Below are 17,121 nucleotides of genomic sequence, written 5' to 3'. Positions count from 1 at the left end.
ATAACAAAAAAAAAGAACCTCTGTCGCATCAAAAGATGCAATCAGAGGTTCCTCCTCGTTTCTACTATTTAATGATCAACGCTATGATGTTACATCCATATGCGCCTGAGCAGGTGGCTCGTAATGATCCAAACAACGGAAAACAATACCTTTCTGGGCCATCATATTGCTCACCTTTTCACTGTCTTTCGGATAACTGCGATGATAGACGATTTCGATAACACCGCTGTTTGCAAGCATGTTAGCGCATGTCCAGCAAGGCTGGTCGGTTACATAAACGGTTGATCCTTCGCGATCGGTACGATCGGTGAACAGCAGCAAATTTTGCTCCGCATGTATCGTTCGAATACAGCGTTGTTTCTTGAATGGCTGCTCCTTGCCGTCGACCAGCTTCATCTCAACTTCCTCCGAAATCATGCAGCCTGCCTCGAGACAATCCTGCACGCCCATCGGAGCACCGTTATACGCTGTGCCAAGCAGTTTTTTTCCTTGTACAAGAACAGCTCCAACATGTCTGCGCGGACAACGCGAGCGCGTCGAAACCATATAGGCAATATCCATGAAGTAGGTGTCCCAGTCCTTGCGGTCGGCATCCTTCGTTTGGGTGCTCATAACTCAACTTCCTCTCTCATGCTGCATCTGATGATCTCTGGTTGCATTTATTTGTCGTTTAAATTCGTTGAAATATAAGAAACATAACAATTGCTCCTGTTTATCGTATATTTCTACGTTAAAGCTTCTTACTAAAACGTTTAGGCTTAGGCTTGGCTGGCAGCAATGGCTTGCTCAATATCCGCCAAAATATCATCAATACCTTCTGTACCGATCGATAGACGAATCATGCCTGGAGAAACGCCTGCATTAGCTTGCTGTTCCTCTGACAATTGCAGATGTGTTGTGCTTGCCGGATGAATAATTAGCGACTTGGAATCGCCAACATTCGCCAAATGCGAGAACAACTGAACGGAGTTGATTACTTTTTTGCCCGCTTCGACTCCGCCTTTAATGCCGAATGTCATAATAGCGCCTTTGCCCTTCGGCAAATATTTTTGTGCAAGGTCATAGGATGGGTGGCTTGGAAGTCCTGGATAGCTAACCCACTCAACCGCTTCATGGCCTTCCAAATATTCAGCTACCTTTTGCGCGTTTGAGCTATGGCGTTCCATCCGAAGATGCAGCGTCTCAAGTCCTTGAAGCAATAGGAAGGAGTTGAAAGGTGAAATAGCAGCACCCATATCTCTTAGCAATTGGACGCGCGCTTTAATGATATACGCGACAGGGCCAACTGCATCGGTATAAACAACGCCATTGTAGCTTGGATCCGGCTCAGTAAGACCAGGGAATTTGCCGCTGGCTTTCCAGTCAAACTTGCCGCCGTCTACAATGATACCGCCGATTGATGTTCCATGTCCGCCGATAAACTTGGTCGCGGAATGCACCACAATGTCTGCTCCATGTTCAATCGGTCTGCACAAGTATGGGCTCGGGAAAGTATTGTCCACGATAAATGGAATGCCATTCTCATGTGCAATTGCAGCAACCGCTTCAAGATCGATCACATCGCCCTTCGGATTTCCGATCGTCTCAGCATATACTGCTTTCGTACGCTCGTTGATTGCTCCGCGGAAGTTTTCCGGATTCGACGGATCAACAAATCTTACAGTGATGCCAAGCTTTGCAAGCGTCATTGAGAATAAGTTGTAAGTGCCTCCGTACAGGCTTGTAGCGGAAACGATCTCATCGCCAGCTCCTGCAATATTTAGAATCGCGTATGTAATAGCCGATTGACCAGAAGCAACTGCCAATGCTGCCGGAGCACCCTCTAATTCAGCTACACGTTTCTCAAAAACATCCGATGTCGGGTTCATAATTCGGGAGTAAATATTTCCAAATTCCTGCAATGCAAATAGATTCGCTGCATGATCTGTATCTTTGAATCCGTAAGATGTCGTCTGGTAGATAGGTACCGCGCGCGACAACGTAGTCGGATCGATTTGCTGACCTCCGTGGACGGATAGTGTATCAAGGGAAAGCTTGCGTTGTTCTGACATTTTCTCGACTCCTTCAAATGAGTTAATAGATAATGGCAAACGGAAGTTGTAAATGTCCGCTTCTTTCCATTCTCTCACAATTATGGACGAGCTACAATGCTGTCTTCCAATCCTTTTAATAGTTTTTCTCCAATTCCCTTGACACGGAGTAAATCATTAACGGTTGCAAATTTGCCGTTTCTTTCTCTATCTTCAATAATTGCTTTTGCTTTGGACGGTCCGATTCCTTTCAAATCATCAAGTTCTGCCTCCGTTGCGCGGTTGATATCAAGCTTTGCTGCATCATCCATGTCCGCATCAACAATCGGTGCTGCTGGCGCAGTGGATACAATCGTATCTTCCTTTAAAGCAGCTCTCCCATCCGGCTCATTCCGATGATCAACACCCGCAGCCGATGCTTCTTGCTCCTTTTCCGGGATCATCTCAGTATCCTTCTTGTTCTTTACGTCTTCTTCACCGGTATCTGCTGCATCAATTGCAGCGACTGCAGATTTCACAGCATCGTTTAAAGGTACCCAATTACCTCTTTCCGGCTGCTTAGGCTCCATAAAAGCAGCGGCCAGCAATATAGCTGCAGCAAGTATTAAAATAGAAGCAAATAAAATGGCTTTGCTAGAAATCGTTCCAGTTAAAGGCTTCACTTCTTCACTCTCCTTTGAAAGCGRCGAATTATTTGGTAATTAGTGACATATGAAACAAGTCCTGCGGAATAAGGTAAGAGAGCACACGAAATGAGTACGGCTATTGAAATTTTCACTCGGGATTTGTTCGCATATAACCTTTCTCTACAAATTAAAGCAGGTTATGTGCGCGCCAAACCTATAGGAGGGTTCAGCATGAATGTCGGATTTATCGGGACGGGCACAATGGGAAGCCTGCTCATTGAAGCTTTGATCGCATCTGGTGCATTATCACCAAAACAAATTGCCGTCAGCAACCGCACCTTTGCAAAAGCGCAAGCCTTGGCCAACCGTTATTCCGGCATGAGAGCCGAATATACGAATGCTGCGGCTGCCTGCGGCTGCGATATTGTTTTTTTGTGCGTAAAGCCTTTGGAGTTTAAAAAAGTGGTCGATGATTTGAAGGCAACTATTCGACCAAATCAGATTGTCGTATCTATAACGAGTCCTGTCCTTATCTCTCATCTAGAAGGGGAACTCGATTGCAAGGTAGCTAAGGTTATTCCGAGCATTACAAATTATGTATGGAGCGGAGCATCGCTTTGTATTTATGGGGAAACGATTGATGAGAATGATATGGCTCATCTGGAGGACTTATTATCCCATATTAGTCAGCCGCTGCGAATAGATGAGAATTACACACGCATCGTATCCGACATTTCAAGCTGMGGACCAGCTTTTATGTCTTTCCTGCTTGAGCAATTTGTGGATGCTGCGGTTGCAGAAACGGGTATAAGCCGTGATGAAGCGCTGCGTGTTGCAAGCGCCATGCTGCTCGGAACCGGCTTGCTGCTGACCGAAGGCGGCCTTACACCAGCAGAGGTGCAAGAGAGAGTTGCCGTCCCTGGCGGCATTACAGCCAAAGCGCTAAACCTGCTGCGCCGCGAGACAGAAGGAGTATTCAATCAACTCATCCGTACGACACATGCAAAGTTCGATGAAGATGTGGTCAAGGTTTCGACCGCCTTTATAGGCGAAGAGGTGAACGGTCAATAGCTGTTCTTCAGCTAATGCCCGCTCACCTCTTCTGTTTGTCTTAATTAGCAACGATATTAACTAGCTTGCCTTTTACCGCAATGACTTTACGGATTGTTTTGCCGGCAATCAGCTCTTGCACCTTCTCAAGTTCTTTCGCTATGCTTTCCATCTCAGCAACGTCCATATCAGCTGCAATGGAGATGCGATCTGCGATTTTACCATTTACTTGTACGACGATCTCAACCTCTTGATCGACCGTCCAAGCTTCTTCGAACGTCGGGAACGCTGCATACGTAAGCGAATCCGTGCGTCCCAGCTTCTCCCATAGCTCTTCCGCGATATGCGGCGCAATTGGAGAAATCAATTGAACGAATTGCTCCATTGCTGCTTGCGGAAGCACATCTGTTTTGTAGGCTTCGTTTACAAAAATCATGAGCTGGCTGATTACGGTGTTGAAGCGAAGTCCCTCATAATCATCCGTAATTTTTTTGATTGAACGATGCCATGTGCGCTTGAATGCATCACTTGTTTCGCCATTGCCGATTTTGGCATTCAAGCTGCCATCCTCGTTCACGAACAAACGCCATACACGGTTAAGGAAACGATATGTTCCTTCCACACCATTGGTATTCCAAGGTTTCGTTGCTTCAAGCGGACCCATAAACATTTCGTACATACGTAGCGTATCTGCGCCAAACTCGTTTACGATATCATCTGGATTGATAACATTTCCACGCGATTTGGACATTTTTTCGTTGTTGTTTCCAAGAATCATGCCTTGGTTGACAAGCTTATGGAACGGCTCCTTTGTATCTACAACGCCGATATCATAAAGCACCTTGTGCCAGAAACGAGCGTAAAGCAGATGCAGTACAGCATGCTCAGCGCCACCGATGTAAAGGTCAACCGGCAGCCATTGCTTTTGCTTCTCTGGCGAACAAAGCTGTTTGTCGTTTTTAGGATCGATGAAGCGCAGGTAGTACCAGCAGCTGCCAGCCCATTGCGGCATCGTGTTCGTTTCACGGCGAGCCTTCATGCCCGTTTCAGGATCGATCGTGTTCACCCATTCCGTAACGCTGGCAAGCGGTGATTCCCCAGTTCCTGAAGGAGTGATAGCATCAACATCAGGCAGCAGAAGCGGAAGCTGATCCTCAGGAACAGTCTTCATCGTACCATCCTCCAAGTGAAGGATCGGAATCGGCTCACCCCAGTAGCGCTGGCGGCTGAACAACCAATCGCGCAGGCGGTAAGTGATTTTCCCTTTTCCTTTGCCCGACGCATCCAGATGCTCTATCATTTTCGCAATCGCTTCTTCATTCGTCAAACCGTTCAAGAAATCGGAATTGACATGAATGCCGTCGCCTGCATAAGCTTCCTTCGTAACATCTCCGCCTTGCACAACCTCAACGATTGGCAAATCAAATTGCTTAGCAAATTCCCAGTCGCGAGCGTCATGACCTGGAACAGCCATAATAGCACCCGTTCCATAACCAGCAAGAACATAATCTGCGATCCAGATTTGTGTTTTCACGCCATTAACGGGATTAATGGCATAAGCTCCTGTGAACACGCCTGATTTGTCTTTCGCCAAATCAGTACGCTCCAAATCACTCTTGCGCGATGCTGCCAGTTGATAAGCTTCAACTGCTTCTTTTTGCTCTGCCGTTACGATTTTTGCAACAAGCTCATGCTCAGGAGCGAGTACGCAATAAGTCGCGCCAAACAATGTATCTGGACGAGTCGTAAATACGACCAATGCGGAATCATGACCGTCAATCTCAAAGGTAACCTCAGCTCCTTTGGATTTTCCAATCCAGTTGCGCTGCATATCCTTAATGCTTTCTGTCCAGTCCAGTTCTTCCAAATCATCCAACAAACGATCTGCGTATTCTGTAATTTTCAAAATCCACTGACGCATAGGCTTGCGAACAACGGGATGATTGCCCCGCTCGCTTAGGCCGTTAATAACCTCTTCATTGGCAAGCACCGTTCCAAGAGCTTCACACCAGTTAACTGATACTTCAGCAACATAAGCGAGTCCTCTGTTGTACAATTGGATAAAAATCCATTGCGTCCATTTATAATATTCAGGATCGGTTGTACTAATCTCGCGATCCCAATCGTATGAGAAGCCAAGTGATTTTATTTGTCTGCGGAAATTATCGATGTTTACAAACGTAATATCACGCGGATGCTTTCCTGTATCAAGCGCATGCTGCTCAGCAGGCAATCCGAACGCATCCCAGCCCATCGGATGAAGGACATTATAACCTTTCATTCTTTTGTAGCGAGACACGATATCCGTCGCTGTATAACCTTCTGGATGTCCTACATGCAGGCCAGCTCCAGATGGATATGGAAACATATCTAATGCGTAAAACTTTGGTTTTTCAGCATCCTCTGTCGTTTGAAACGTTTTGTTTTTATCCCAAAATTGCTGCCATTTCGGCTCCACAACAAGCGGGTTATAGCCGTGAAATTGCTGTTCTTGACTCATGTGCTCATATCCTCTCTCAAATAAATGCTGAATGCATAATTGTACAAAAAAACATAAAACCTCTCGCCCCTAGCGAATTATCGCTAGGGACGAGAGGTTGTTCTCCCGTGGTACCACCCTAGTTAGCGAAAGACATGCTTTGCCGATCGCTCACTTGTCGCCCTTATCGCGGGCCAAACGGTGATTTTCGCGTAAACGATGTTTCGTAAACATCGCTTTCGTTAATCGCACAGCTCCAAGGCGAGCTTCATTTCGCTGCAGGTCCGGCTTCCACCATAAATCACCGGCTCTCTAGGCCTGACAAACGAAATTACTGTTCCTCTTCAACGCTCCATATGCATAAAATCGTTAGTTTCGATTATAAAGATCACACGGTTCGGTGTCAAGAGAACGAACTTGAACTTCAAGCGTACACTAATCAATTTGCACAACACATTTATTTTTCTTGTGCTCCTGATATGGTTTTATTCGCTCCAGCTCCGAAGCCTATATATCCAAAAATAACGGCAACGGCTACTAGCATCACTAATGAGACAGTCCAATTATTCGTCAAATCATGAATGAGTCCAAACAACAGCGGTCCGGCAGCGGCAAGCAGATAACCAAGTGACTGTGCCATCCCCGACAACTGAGCCGACTGCCTTGTGCTGCTTGTCCGCAATACAAAAAACATAACTGCGAGACTAAAGCCGGAACCGCCGGCAATTCCGAGTAAAATCATACAAATCGGAATAAGATCCACATTCCCGCTAAGGAGCCCTAAGTATCCTAGGAGCAGCAAGATCGTTGTAAGAATAACAAGCAGCCTTTGGCTTGCCTGCTTTCCCGCAATGACAGGGATAATAAAAGTCGCGGGCAAGCTGACAAATTGCAGCAGTGACAGCATCCATCCCGCATCAACGTGACTCATGCCGCGGTCAGACAAAATTTCAGGCAGCCATGATATGTTGACATAGAAACAAAATGATTGAAGCCCCATAAATAATGCGACTTTCCAAGCTAAGCCAGAGCGCAGCAGACCTCCGTTCTTCTCGCCATTCGTCGCTGCTTTGTTGTTGTCCTTCTTCGCAAACGAACGAAGCTGCGGTACCCATGCAATCGTAGCAATTAGAGCGAGCAGTGCCCAGCAGGCCAGCATACCTTGCCAGCCCAAGGATATCTTCTCTGTAATGGGAATGCTGAAACCTGAAGCTAAAGCAGCGCCTAAATTCATCACGACCGAATATAAACCAGTCATTAAACCGACGGTGGCCGGAAAATCTCTTTTTATCATGCTCGGAAGCAGTACGTTTGCAACTGCAATCGCCATGCCCAGCAAGATCGTTCCAACAAATAAAGCGGCTATCGCCGGAAGGGATCGAATTACAATCGCGCCAGTCAGCACGACCATTGCAATAAATAATGTGTTTTCCATACTTATGCGCTGAGCCATTCGTGGCGCAAGCGGAGAAATAAGTGCAAATGCTAGCAGCGGCAAGGTCGTCAGCAGCCCAGTGAGCGCACTGGAAATGCCGAACGAACGCTGAATTTCAGATACGATTGGTCCAACCGCTGTTAGTGGCGCTCGCAAATTAGCGGCTATTAGCAAAATGCCAAGCAGCAGCAGCCATGAGCTTGTTATTGCAATTGGCGCAGAAGATGTAGATGCTGATGATAAATTTGAATGGCTGATTTTCACGAAATAATCCTTCTTTCTCATGCTGATCAATCTAAGTTGTTTAGTTTCCCATATAAGCGCCTTAAACATTCAACAAGGCGCCTTATACGATTATTACAAATAACAAATAGCAGCTTTTATTTTTTTACTCGATACCAATATTCGTATTGCGGGACATACCCGATTTTATCGTACAGCCGATTAGCTGCTGCGTTATCTTTTACGACGAGCAGATAACCTTCAGTCGCTCCATATCCCTTGCCCCATTGTAGAAGATGCAGCACTAGCTGCTCGCCAAAACCTTTATTTCGATAGTTAGGATCGGTCACAATATCATAAATACCAATCCAACCATCCTCAATCACCGCATAGCCGCATGCTACCGGTATTCCATTATCGTGCAAGATTGCGCAGCATTTATCCAGCGGTGACTGTTCTAACATTTTACGTGTAGTTGACCGCTGTTCATCCGTTAAACGACTAAAAACCGCAACCGCATCCAGCCAGTTCTCCGAAACTTCCTGTTCGAGCCAAATTTCAGCAGCCTTCGGGGATAGAGCGTCAGAAAGATGTATCGTCTTTACAATCGTCCGGTCGATAAGCTCATAACCGCGAGTCGCCAGTTCCTCATCAAGCGAGGTTGGCTGGACGAAGGGTGTTATTTTAAAAACAGAGCGAATGCCCTTGTGTTCATACAGTTCCTCGCAGGAGCTGATTTTTGCATCAAGCTGAAGCGTGCTGCCGTACACAGGATTAATCGAATTGGAACGTTTCGTATAACCTTCTGCAAAACGAAGCAGCCAGCCGTCGTAGACAACCGTTTGCAAAGCTGGCCAGCCATTCAAGCTCATTTCCTCTATGCGAAAATGCAACAGTCTCTTAATCTGCTCCATATGATGCTGATCATGCCATATAAAATCTTTTATATACTGACTTACTTCAAAGGCATGACCGTCCGCATCTACATAGTCAGCTTTGTACTGCTCATCTGCTAACTGTGCTATCGTGTCAATAATCCGCTCACGTATGCTTGCAGCTTCATGAACGAGCTCAGCGATCGAAGTTGACTTGCTGTATATTTTAGCTTGTTCGTTAAACTCATTATAATCCAAATGTTTAACCGTAAGCGGCAGGCCAGCTCGCACCTTTAAGATTGCTTCTTCATAAAAATAAATATCCCAACGTAAAATATGGGCTGTGACGTCTCGAACCGACCACTTTCCTGCGGCAATGCTCTGATTCCAAATACGTTCGTCGTAACGCGCCAAATCGGTTACAAACGTTATCCATTCTTTGAAGGTGTCCAGCAGCTGCAATTTCTCGGTAACCATATGCAAATTCCACTCCCCTTAAACTGGCATAATCATCCAAGCTTCCATTTATCATAAAGGATGATTCATTAAGGAGAAAGATTTTTTTCCATTTTTGAAATAAAAAAAGCCGCCTCATGAGCAGCTAATTGCGATTCTGATCCTCATAACATATCAAATCGTTCAAGCTGTTCCAGCTGATTTTCTCGCTTCAATATTTCACGCTGCAGCGGTCCAAGCAAATCAAAATGCGGATACTCTGACCGCGCATGAATATAGCGAGGATTAAGGCCGTTATCGAGGCACCAGCGCGAGAGCTTCTCCATATCGGAGCAGCCTACCTTCGTTACTGTTTTCATGTCTGGAAACCTCGAATCCAGCCAGTAGTGCGTCAGAAATGCAATTTCTCCGCGGGCAACGGCTTCCTTCCATCGCTGCAACTCTTTTCTTTTTATGCCAAAGGCCACAGCACATCGCTCCTTTAACGTTGAACATTCCTTCCTGACTAGATATGGACTCTTTAAGTCAGGATGTTCTTGACTCTCCCTACTTGCCCATCAGCCAGTCTCACTTTAATGCCATGAGGGTGCTTAGGCGAATTCGTCAAAATATCTTTCACGACACCTCGTGTCAGCTTGCCAGTCCGTTGATCCTGCTTCAAAACAATGTCTACCGAAAGGCCCGCTTTGATCGCGGAACGCTCTGTTCCATTCATATTTACCATTCCTCTGCTGCTCTAATGTCGGCTTTTAGCATAGCATAAGCAAAGTAAAGATGCACATTATAAGGACAGCTGTTATACTTAACATCAAAAGATGTAAACGAAATGAGGAAATGTATTAATGTCTAACGCATTTAACGCTTTGGGTATAATTCCCAAGCTAAGCGAATTGCTTCACCATGATGGAATTATCGAGCCGACTCCGGTTCAAAAGCAAGCGATTCCACTTCTGCTCAACGGGCAGGATGTTATTGCACAAGCTCAGACGGGCACAGGCAAAACGATTGCGTTTGCTTTGCCTATTTTGCAACGTATTAATATAGAGAAAGAACAAGTCCAAGCTCTCATATTAACTCCAACGAGGGAACTTGCGATTCAAATTACGAGCGAGCTCAAAAAACTTGTTCCCGCTGTTGGCGTAAGCGTGCTTGCTGCCTATGGCGGCCAAGACGTTGATGCTCAGATTCGCAAACTGCAGCGCTCGCCCCATATCGTGGTTGCAACACCTGGTCGTCTAATCGATCATATGAAACGTGAAACCGTCAGCCTAGGCAAGCTGCAAATGCTTGTTCTCGATGAAGCGGATCAAATGCTTCACATGGGCTTCCTGCCAGATGTAGAAAGCATTATTTCACAAACGCCGAAAGCTCGTCAAACGATGTTGTTCTCAGCTACAATGCCTGATGCTATTCGCAAGCTGGCTGCTGATTATATGAAGACGCCTGTCGATATTCGGGTACGCAGTACTAACGTCACACTCGACAGCATTACACAAATCGTCTATGAAACAACGGATAGAAGCAAACAGCAAACTCTCGTGCATTTGCTAGAGCGTCATCAGCCCTATTTGGCCGTTATTTTTTGCCGGACTAAAGTTCGCGCGAAAAAATTAAACAAGGAACTCCAAGAGATCGGCATCGAATCGGATGAGCTGCACGGCGATCTTACGCAAGCGAAGCGTGAGCAAGTAATGAAGCGCTTCAGAGATGCAAGACTGCAAGTGCTCGTAGCGACTGACGTTGCTGCTCGCGGACTCGATGTTGAAGGGGTTACCCATGTTTACAACTACGACGTTCCACAAGACGGCGAGCTGTATATTCACCGTATTGGCAGAACAGGTCGCGCTGGGCAAGATGGCGCAGCCATCACACTCGCAACTCCTTATGACAAAAACCATTTGATTCTTATTGAACAAAGCATAAATGCTAAGCTTGCACGCCGTGCGATTGACAGCGAAGGCAACGAAACATCTGTACGCGCACAAACCGGCGATCGTCCAGAGAGAACACGCAGTGCAGCTGGCAAAAGCAGTACACGCGGCGGAAGCAGCAAGCCAACCGAGGGTGGACGCCGCGGCGGTCGTGACCGTTCTGCTCAAGGTGATCGCAATGCGAAGCCAGGCGGACGCAGAGGCCAACGCGAGACCGTTCGTCCTAATGCTGGCAAACGTACAGGCAGAACAGCTGAGATTCGCGGTCAAGCTTCCGAAACAGCTGGCGAGAGCACAGGCTGGTCAGCCAACCGTGGGGACCGATTCGAATCCGCAAGCCCTGCTCGCGGTAATGACCGTTCCCAAAGCCGCAGCAGTTCAACTCGCGGCGGTGATCGTTCCGAAAGTCGCGGAAGTTCAGCTCGCGGTGGCGAACGCTCCGAGAGTCGTGGCGGCTCAGCTCGCGGTGGTGCAAGTCGCACCGGCGGCTTCGGCAGTCCTCGCGGCGCAGAGCATGTAGCTGGCCGTGCCTCGTCCAAGGTGGATAGCCCTTGGGAAGCAGCGCGCAGTGATTTCAAAGCGAAAACACTAAACGAGCACGAAAACGGCCGTGGAACAGGCAAGCGCGGCAAATCATCGTCAGGCGGACGCAGCGGCTCACCTGCCGGCGGTCGCGGCAACAGCCCGCGTGGTGGCGGAAGCTCTTCGAGCAAACCGCGCGGCGGCGGCGGACGCAATCGGTAAACAACATTAAAAGAAAGAGCGGTCAACACAGGAACTAATTCCTAGTGCTGACCGCTCTTTCTTTTTCTATATCATTCCATCAGGATCTTACTTCGTTAACCGATAGATCATATTGATTATTATTGATAGTCAATGCCGCCTCATAATATCCTCTGCCGCAGCTAGTAGAATTGCATTGGCATTTATACGCGCCGTTGCATCCGCAAACGTAAAAATGTGTAGGATCTACTGTAATTCCGCTTACCTTCAGCGGCCAATGGCAATCAATAATATAATAATAGCTAGGGTCCAAATTTTTAAGCAGGCTTATGCTTGCAAAGCTGAATTTTCCAGGTGCATTATCCAGCCATACATATTTCACCTTACCGTTCGTACCAGGAAAATTCATCTGTCCAAAAACATTTCCTAAATACTTTACGAATATCCGAAAGAAAAAGAGCTGTTTAATTAGCTCCACGCGTGCTCATAAAGCGCTCTAGCCACGCCATCCTCGCTATTCGAAAGTGCAACTGCATTAGCTGCCAGCTTCACTTCCTCAGGAGAATTGCCCATTGCTATGCCCATGCCCGCAAATTGAAGCATCGTTATATCATTATGATAATTGCCGATTGCTAGAATTCGGCTGCGATCAATGCCTTTAATTGCTGCAAGCTGCTGCAACGCTTTTCCTTTATTGGCTTCACTATGATGCACATCGATAAAAAAGTCGCCGCTCCGAATCGAATGAAGCTGCTTAGGCCATCCCGACCATTCCGTTTGTACGACATCCATCTGATCCTTCGTTCCGAAAACTGTAAATTTCACAAGGCCGCTAGGCAAGCCCAGGCGGAAATCATGAATCGATGGTTTAGCTTGAAAATGACCATACATTGCTTCTACTTCCGGCGTCATGCTCTCGACCATCATTTCAAAAGCAGTATTCAAATCAAAATGAATGCCATTCTCGCGGCAATATTGAATAAAACGCAATAAATGCTCAGGTACCATATCGAATTGGTGAACAACGGAATGGTCATCCGCATTAATCGTAGCTGCTCCGTTATGAGTAATCACCGTCCCGCTAAGTCCAAGCTCTTTTAGCACAGGAAGTGCGCCTGATGGTCCTCTCCCAGTACATAATACGATTTGAGCTCCGCGATTGGCAGCCTCATGTACCGACTCACGAATAGCTTTCGTCAGCACATGATCATCTGTAAGCAGCGTCCCATCCACATCTAAAGCAATTAAATCATAATTAAGGCTCATGTCTCCACTCCTATTCCAAACTCTGTAAGTGCTCTCTCTATCTCTTAATTACAGCAAACACTAGATACAATGTCTAATCCGTCTTCCGTTTATGTGAGCGCAGAAGCTCTAATTCTTCTTCCGTCAGCTCCCGATAGGAGCCCTCTTCAAGAGTTTCATCAAGCTTAAGCGGACCCATCGATACTCTTTTCAAGTATACGACCTTTTTGCCGACAGCTTCAAACATTCTTTTCACTTGGTGGAACTTACCTTCCATAATGGTAAGGGAGATACTCGAAAATATTTCATCATCCCGTTGTTCACGACTCTTGATGTGTAACTCAGCCGGCATCGTAACATACCCGTCGTCTAATGCAACGCCAGCCAAAAAAAGCTGCTGGTCTTCTTCGCCAACATCGCCAAGAACCAATGCTTCATAGGTCTTCGCAACATGCTTGCGCGGAGACAACAGTTCATGAGCAAGCTGCCCATCGTTCGTCAGCAGCAGCAAGCCAACCGTGTCTTTATCCAGTCGTCCGACTGGAAATGGATCTCGCTGCCGATCGGAGAGCTCAAGTAAATCGATTACCGTGCGTTCACGACTATCCTCTGTTGCAGAAATAACGCCCTGCGGCTTATTCAACATGAAATAAACGACATCACGATACACGACAGGTGCGCCGTCAAAATAAACCTTTGCTGTATCAGGGTCAACGATTAGTCCGCTGTCTTTCACTACTTTATCATCTACAACAACCATGCCGAGCTTCACAGCTCGTTTAATTTCGCTGCGCGTACCCAGTCCCATATGGGCGATCAGCTTGTCAATTCGAATACGTTTACTCATTCTACATCCATCTCCATCCTGCAGGCAGTTCATTTTTGATCATTCCAGCGGCATATTTCCCCCAACCTATCGGGAAACCGTCTGTGCAAACTAATATATATCCTTTTGAGGCGGCGCCAGCATGCACCGTTAATTCCGATTCATCAACAAACAAGGTTTCCCCTTTGAGATATCGAATCGTCTGCTCATCAGACGAGCTCCAATTAACAGAGCGCACGGCTTCATCATTCTTTAACCCCATGGCTAGCGGGTGTGACGGTTCAAATCGACCTCGAATAGCTTCACCTACATACCAGCCGGCTCTAACCACGCGCAAGCCATCGAGCGATGGCAGTTCGGCAGGCTGAATATATACGCGAGAACCAAAGGCTACAACACGCCCTGGCCAGCTTCGTGCATTTATCGCAAATTGTTCTGCATACTGGTGCCACAGCTCAATTGGACTTGCTTCTTCAGTGAGGTTCATCGCGGCTCCATCACGACCACTCCCTGCCCCTTTCTTGTTTGCAGGGCGCTCCAATCCAGCGTTGGCCCAATCATTTCTCGTTTGCCGTTTAGCTGCGCGGCGCTCATCCCTATGATCTTGTTTCTTTTCTTGTCTTTTCCCGCTGCTTGGCACGACTTCGCGTTTTAAGCTTCCGCCAGCAGACTGGACGCTCTGGCGCTTTACAGAAGCAGCAACCGCCGGCTCTTCTTCCATGATGCTTGTCCGCTCCCCGCTGCGTCTAAGGACAGCCGCATAATGACCTTCTCCCTCAATTAAATGCGGCCATAGCCTTACCGTTCCTTGAATGGATTGCAGACGCTCTTCATCAAGCTGCGCCATGCCTTCTGCTAAATCCGCTCTGCCTGCCCTCCAGCCATGCTGAGGAGAAATAGCTTCAACAAAAAAATCTTCATGCTCGGCTAAAAACTGAGCCATTTGCTGCTCGTTCTCCTCCGGCGAGAACGTGCATGTCGAATAGACCATTCTCCCCCCAGGTGCCAGCATCGCTGCGGCATGCTGCATAATATCGCGCTGCATTAAGGAGCATTTTTCAATCGAGTGCTTCTCCCATTCTGCGATCATCGAATCATCCTTGCGAAACATGCCCTCGCCGGAGCATGGTGCATCAATGAGAATACGATCGAACCATTGTGGAAAAACAGCGGCAATTGCTGCGGGCTCATCGTTAAGCACGACAGCATTGCGTACGCCGGCAAGCTCTATATTTTTGGCCAAAGCCTTTGTTCTTTCTCTGGCGTTATCATTCGTGACGAGCACTCCGCTTCCTTGCAGCTTCCCTGCAATTTGCGTCGATTTACCTCCTGGGGCCGCGCATAGATCAAGTACGCGTTGACCAGGCTGAACGTCCAGCAGTTCTACCGGAGCCATCGCACTCGGTTCTTGAATATAATAAAGCCCCGCATGATAGTGCGGATGTTTGCCTGGCCGTTCACCCTCTTTGTAATACAAACCATCCGGTGCCCAAGGTATTTCACGCACCTCCTCGCCCATGTCAGATAGCTTTTTCCATTGCTCGACACCTAGCTTTAATCGATTGATTCGAAGACCGTATACTCTCGGTGCATCATACGAAGACATAAAGCTATCAAACTCATCACCAAGCAGCTTTTCCATTTTTTCTGTGAAATTACGCGGCAAATTGCCGTTCATGCTATTTCCTCCTGCCAAATAAATAGCCTCTCAGCATTCGCCGAGGCATTCGTACACAAAGCTTAAGAATTCATTATACAACGCACGGAATAATGAAGCGCCATTAAAATTGTTGAAAAGGTAGACAAGCTCCGAAACGCTATTCGTTATACAAAAGTTGGTCGCATTCCATAGCCGATTAATGGAATATACTTCCTTGCGTCTTTATGACCATCTCGCCCATCTAACCTATGTAGCCTTCATGAAGCAAACAGCAACTATCGTTTAACAATAATACACGGCGAAAAAGCCATAAGGAGATTATTCATATGAAAAAAATAGTAATAGGTACAGTCGTAACTTCAGTCATTGCCGGTGTAACCCTTATCGGGTTGCTGACGAATTCGGTCAGCGACCGCAGCATTGTTCAAGCCAAGGAAAACGTAAACCAAATAACGCAGCAGCATGTGAAACAGCCCAATGCAAGCATTAGCAACGACTCGTTCCGCAACATTGAAGCAGCGAAGCAAAGTTTAGTATTTGAAATTAATGGCGAAGCAAGCTTATTCGAAGGCACCTACCATTTCACAATCAAGCAAGGCGATAAAATCATCATGACTGATTTTGGAACTGCTTCTGTAGGCGGACCGGAATGGGGCAAAGTGAATCAGACCATTATCGTTCCGGTAAATAAGTTGTCACTCGACATCCCGCTCCATATCGAGCTATATGAAATTGATCAAGAGAGCGGCGAACAAGTTCGCAAAATCAACATGCCGCTAACGATGTACGCTTGCAGCAAAAAAGTCGATAACGAATCATTTCGCAACCTGATGATCACTCCTGTATCCGTCGATTATTCCTTAAAGGGCGAGGCGAGACTTTCAGAGGGCACCTATAATTATACCCTAAAACATGGCGAAAAAGTGCTTGCCTCAGGTTTTGGAACAGCCTCTATCGGCGCACCTGACTGGGGCAAGGTTCAGTATGATTGGAACCGTGTGGGAGAGCATAACCAGAGCACGACTATTACTCATAAGGAGGCCGACCGCCATTTCAAATGAAATTGAACTTGTAAAAAAAGCGATAGCCGGCGATGACGAAAGCTTCTCCAAATTGATCGCGAGTCGACAGGATCGGCTCTACCGAATCGCCTATACTTATGTTCGCAACAAGGACGATGCTCTCGAAATTGTACAAGAAACCATATATCGCGCCTTTATTTCTGTCAAAAAAGTGCGTGAGCCGCAATACTTTCATACGTGGCTAACAAAGATCGCCGTCAATTATGCGCTTGAATATATTCGAAAAGCGAAAAAAACAGTCTATATCGACAGTGATTATGAGGCTGGTTACGCTCCTGAACGAACCGAAGAACAAATCGATCTGCATCAGGCACTCAACAGTCTTGACGAGAAGTCCAAAACGGTGATCATCCTTAGGTATTTTGAAGATTTGCCCTTAAAAGATGTTGCTGAAATTGTCGATATGCCGTTAAGCTCGGTGAAATCGAGCGTCTACCGGGCTTTAGCAAAGCTGAATATTCATCTAAACGAGGGGGAAGAC

16 protein-coding genes and 1 other annotated feature are annotated in these 17,121 nt (G+C 46.8%); of the genes, 4 read left to right on the top strand and 12 right to left on the bottom strand.

Going from position 1 to position 17,121, the window contains the following annotated elements:
• Positions 1 to 81 precede the first annotated feature (81 nt).
• From AC1DPK_RS19250 to AC1DPK_RS19240, 3 genes are all read right to left on the bottom strand, one after another.
• Entirely contained in the window at positions 82 to 612 is a 531-nt protein-coding gene (locus AC1DPK_RS19250) for a deoxycytidylate deaminase (RefSeq protein WP_076266860.1), read from the bottom strand.
• Positions 613 to 758: 146 nt separating this feature from the next.
• The gene (locus tag AC1DPK_RS19245; RefSeq protein ID WP_076266859.1) at positions 759 to 2,051 is read right to left on the bottom strand and encodes a homocysteine synthase; all 1,293 of its coding nucleotides are present in this window, start codon (positions 2,049 to 2,051) and stop codon (positions 759 to 761) included.
• Between the two features lie 80 nt (positions 2,052 to 2,131).
• Positions 2,132 to 2,692 carry a ComEA family DNA-binding protein gene (locus AC1DPK_RS19240; RefSeq protein WP_477511352.1) on the bottom strand — a complete coding sequence of 187 codons (561 nt, stop codon included), beginning with the start codon at positions 2,690 to 2,692 and terminating at the stop codon, positions 2,132 to 2,134.
• A gap of 195 nt (positions 2,693 to 2,887) precedes the next feature.
• Between AC1DPK_RS19240 and comER the strand changes: the two genes are divergently transcribed.
• Positions 2,888 to 3,727, top strand: coding sequence for a late competence protein ComER (gene comER / locus AC1DPK_RS19235; protein ID WP_477511388.1), 840 nt, complete (start codon positions 2,888 to 2,890; stop codon positions 3,725 to 3,727).
• Positions 3,728 to 3,767: 40 nt separating this feature from the next.
• Here comER and leuS read toward each other — a convergent pair whose 3' ends face one another.
• From leuS to AC1DPK_RS19210, 5 genes are all read right to left on the bottom strand, one after another.
• Complete coding sequence (gene leuS, locus AC1DPK_RS19230) at positions 3,768 to 6,206, bottom strand: leucine--tRNA ligase (RefSeq protein WP_430058016.1); 2,439 nt, start codon at positions 6,204 to 6,206, stop codon at positions 3,768 to 3,770.
• Positions 6,207 to 6,288: 82 nt separating this feature from the next.
• Positions 6,289 to 6,542 (bottom strand) — a binding site (T-box leader).
• Positions 6,543 to 6,642: 100 nt separating this feature from the next.
• Positions 6,643 to 7,833: a CynX/NimT family MFS transporter gene (locus tag AC1DPK_RS19225; protein WP_477511387.1), complete on the bottom strand. Its 1,191-nt coding sequence runs from the start codon at positions 7,831 to 7,833 to the stop codon at positions 6,643 to 6,645.
• Between the two features lie 167 nt (positions 7,834 to 8,000).
• Positions 8,001 to 9,194 (bottom strand): GNAT family N-acetyltransferase, encoded by a 1,194-nt coding sequence (locus AC1DPK_RS19220; protein WP_477511351.1) that lies wholly within the window; start codon positions 9,192 to 9,194, stop codon positions 8,001 to 8,003.
• A gap of 143 nt (positions 9,195 to 9,337) precedes the next feature.
• On the bottom strand, positions 9,338 to 9,640 hold the full coding sequence (locus AC1DPK_RS19215; RefSeq protein ID WP_477511350.1) for a hypothetical protein: 303 nt from the start codon (positions 9,638 to 9,640) through the stop codon (positions 9,338 to 9,340).
• 53 nt (positions 9,641 to 9,693) lie between these two features.
• Entirely contained in the window at positions 9,694 to 9,888 is a 195-nt protein-coding gene (locus AC1DPK_RS19210; protein WP_076266853.1) for a YwbE family protein, read from the bottom strand.
• 127 nt (positions 9,889 to 10,015) lie between these two features.
• Between AC1DPK_RS19210 and AC1DPK_RS19205 the strand changes: the two genes are divergently transcribed.
• On the top strand, positions 10,016 to 11,848 hold the full coding sequence (locus AC1DPK_RS19205; protein ID WP_477511349.1) for a DEAD/DEAH box helicase: 1,833 nt from the start codon (positions 10,016 to 10,018) through the stop codon (positions 11,846 to 11,848).
• A gap of 79 nt (positions 11,849 to 11,927) precedes the next feature.
• Here the strand turns inward: AC1DPK_RS19205 and AC1DPK_RS19200 are convergent, their stop codons facing one another.
• The 4 genes from AC1DPK_RS19200 to AC1DPK_RS19185 form a co-directional block, all read right to left on the bottom strand.
• On the bottom strand, positions 11,928 to 12,305 hold the full coding sequence (locus AC1DPK_RS19200; RefSeq protein WP_477511348.1) for a hypothetical protein: 378 nt from the start codon (positions 12,303 to 12,305) through the stop codon (positions 11,928 to 11,930).
• On the bottom strand, positions 12,296 to 13,093 hold the full coding sequence (locus tag AC1DPK_RS19195; protein ID WP_441881042.1) for a Cof-type HAD-IIB family hydrolase: 798 nt from the start codon (positions 13,091 to 13,093) through the stop codon (positions 12,296 to 12,298). Before AC1DPK_RS19195 ends, AC1DPK_RS19200 begins: the two co-directional genes overlap by 10 nt.
• 73 nt (positions 13,094 to 13,166) lie before the next feature.
• Positions 13,167 to 13,919 (bottom strand): 16S rRNA pseudouridine(516) synthase, encoded by a 753-nt coding sequence (locus tag AC1DPK_RS19190; protein ID WP_477511347.1) that lies wholly within the window; start codon positions 13,917 to 13,919, stop codon positions 13,167 to 13,169.
• Position 13,920: 1 nt separating this feature from the next.
• The gene (locus AC1DPK_RS19185) at positions 13,921 to 15,576 is read right to left on the bottom strand and encodes an RsmB/NOP family class I SAM-dependent RNA methyltransferase (RefSeq protein ID WP_477511346.1); all 1,656 of its coding nucleotides are present in this window, start codon (positions 15,574 to 15,576) and stop codon (positions 13,921 to 13,923) included.
• 308 nt (positions 15,577 to 15,884) lie between these two features.
• Between AC1DPK_RS19185 and AC1DPK_RS19180 the strand changes: the two genes are divergently transcribed.
• The gene (locus AC1DPK_RS19180) at positions 15,885 to 16,619 is read left to right on the top strand and encodes a Gmad2 immunoglobulin-like domain-containing protein (protein WP_477511345.1); all 735 of its coding nucleotides are present in this window, start codon (positions 15,885 to 15,887) and stop codon (positions 16,617 to 16,619) included.
• Positions 16,543 to 17,121, top strand: a 579-nt coding sequence (locus AC1DPK_RS19175; protein ID WP_477511344.1) for a sigma-70 family RNA polymerase sigma factor, incomplete at its 3' end; no start/stop codon positions are given. The genes AC1DPK_RS19180 and AC1DPK_RS19175, both read left to right, overlap by 77 nt.

Source organism: Paenibacillus sp. 01T424 (assembly GCF_056398745.1).
This window is presented reverse-complemented; position numbering and strand designations above follow the sequence as displayed.

Excerpts from the sequence above, each read along its gene's own strand:
- AC1DPK_RS19250 (WP_076266860.1), bottom strand. The coding sequence starts at position 612 with ATGAGCACCCAAACGAAGGATGCCGACCGCAAGGACTGGGACACCTAC.
- AC1DPK_RS19245 (WP_076266859.1), bottom strand. The coding sequence starts at position 2,051 with ATGTCAGAACAACGCAAGCTTTCCCTTGATACACTATCCGTCCACGGA.
- leuS (WP_430058016.1), bottom strand. The coding sequence starts at position 6,206 with ATGAGTCAAGAACAGCAATTTCACGGCTATAACCCGCTTGTTGTGGAG.
- AC1DPK_RS19220 (WP_477511351.1), bottom strand. The coding sequence starts at position 9,194 with ATGGTTACCGAGAAATTGCAGCTGCTGGACACCTTCAAAGAATGGATA.
- AC1DPK_RS19210 (WP_076266853.1), bottom strand. The coding sequence starts at position 9,888 with ATGAATGGAACAGAGCGTTCCGCGATCAAAGCGGGCCTTTCGGTAGAC.
- AC1DPK_RS19205 (WP_477511349.1), top strand. The coding sequence starts at position 10,016 with ATGTCTAACGCATTTAACGCTTTGGGTATAATTCCCAAGCTAAGCGAA.
- AC1DPK_RS19195 (WP_441881042.1), bottom strand. The coding sequence starts at position 13,093 with ATGAGCCTTAATTATGATTTAATTGCTTTAGATGTGGATGGGACGCTG.
- AC1DPK_RS19190 (WP_477511347.1), bottom strand. The coding sequence starts at position 13,919 with ATGAGTAAACGTATTCGAATTGACAAGCTGATCGCCCATATGGGACTG.
- AC1DPK_RS19185 (WP_477511346.1), bottom strand. The coding sequence starts at position 15,576 with ATGAACGGCAATTTGCCGCGTAATTTCACAGAAAAAATGGAAAAGCTG.
- AC1DPK_RS19180 (WP_477511345.1), top strand. The coding sequence starts at position 15,885 with ATGAAAAAAATAGTAATAGGTACAGTCGTAACTTCAGTCATTGCCGGT.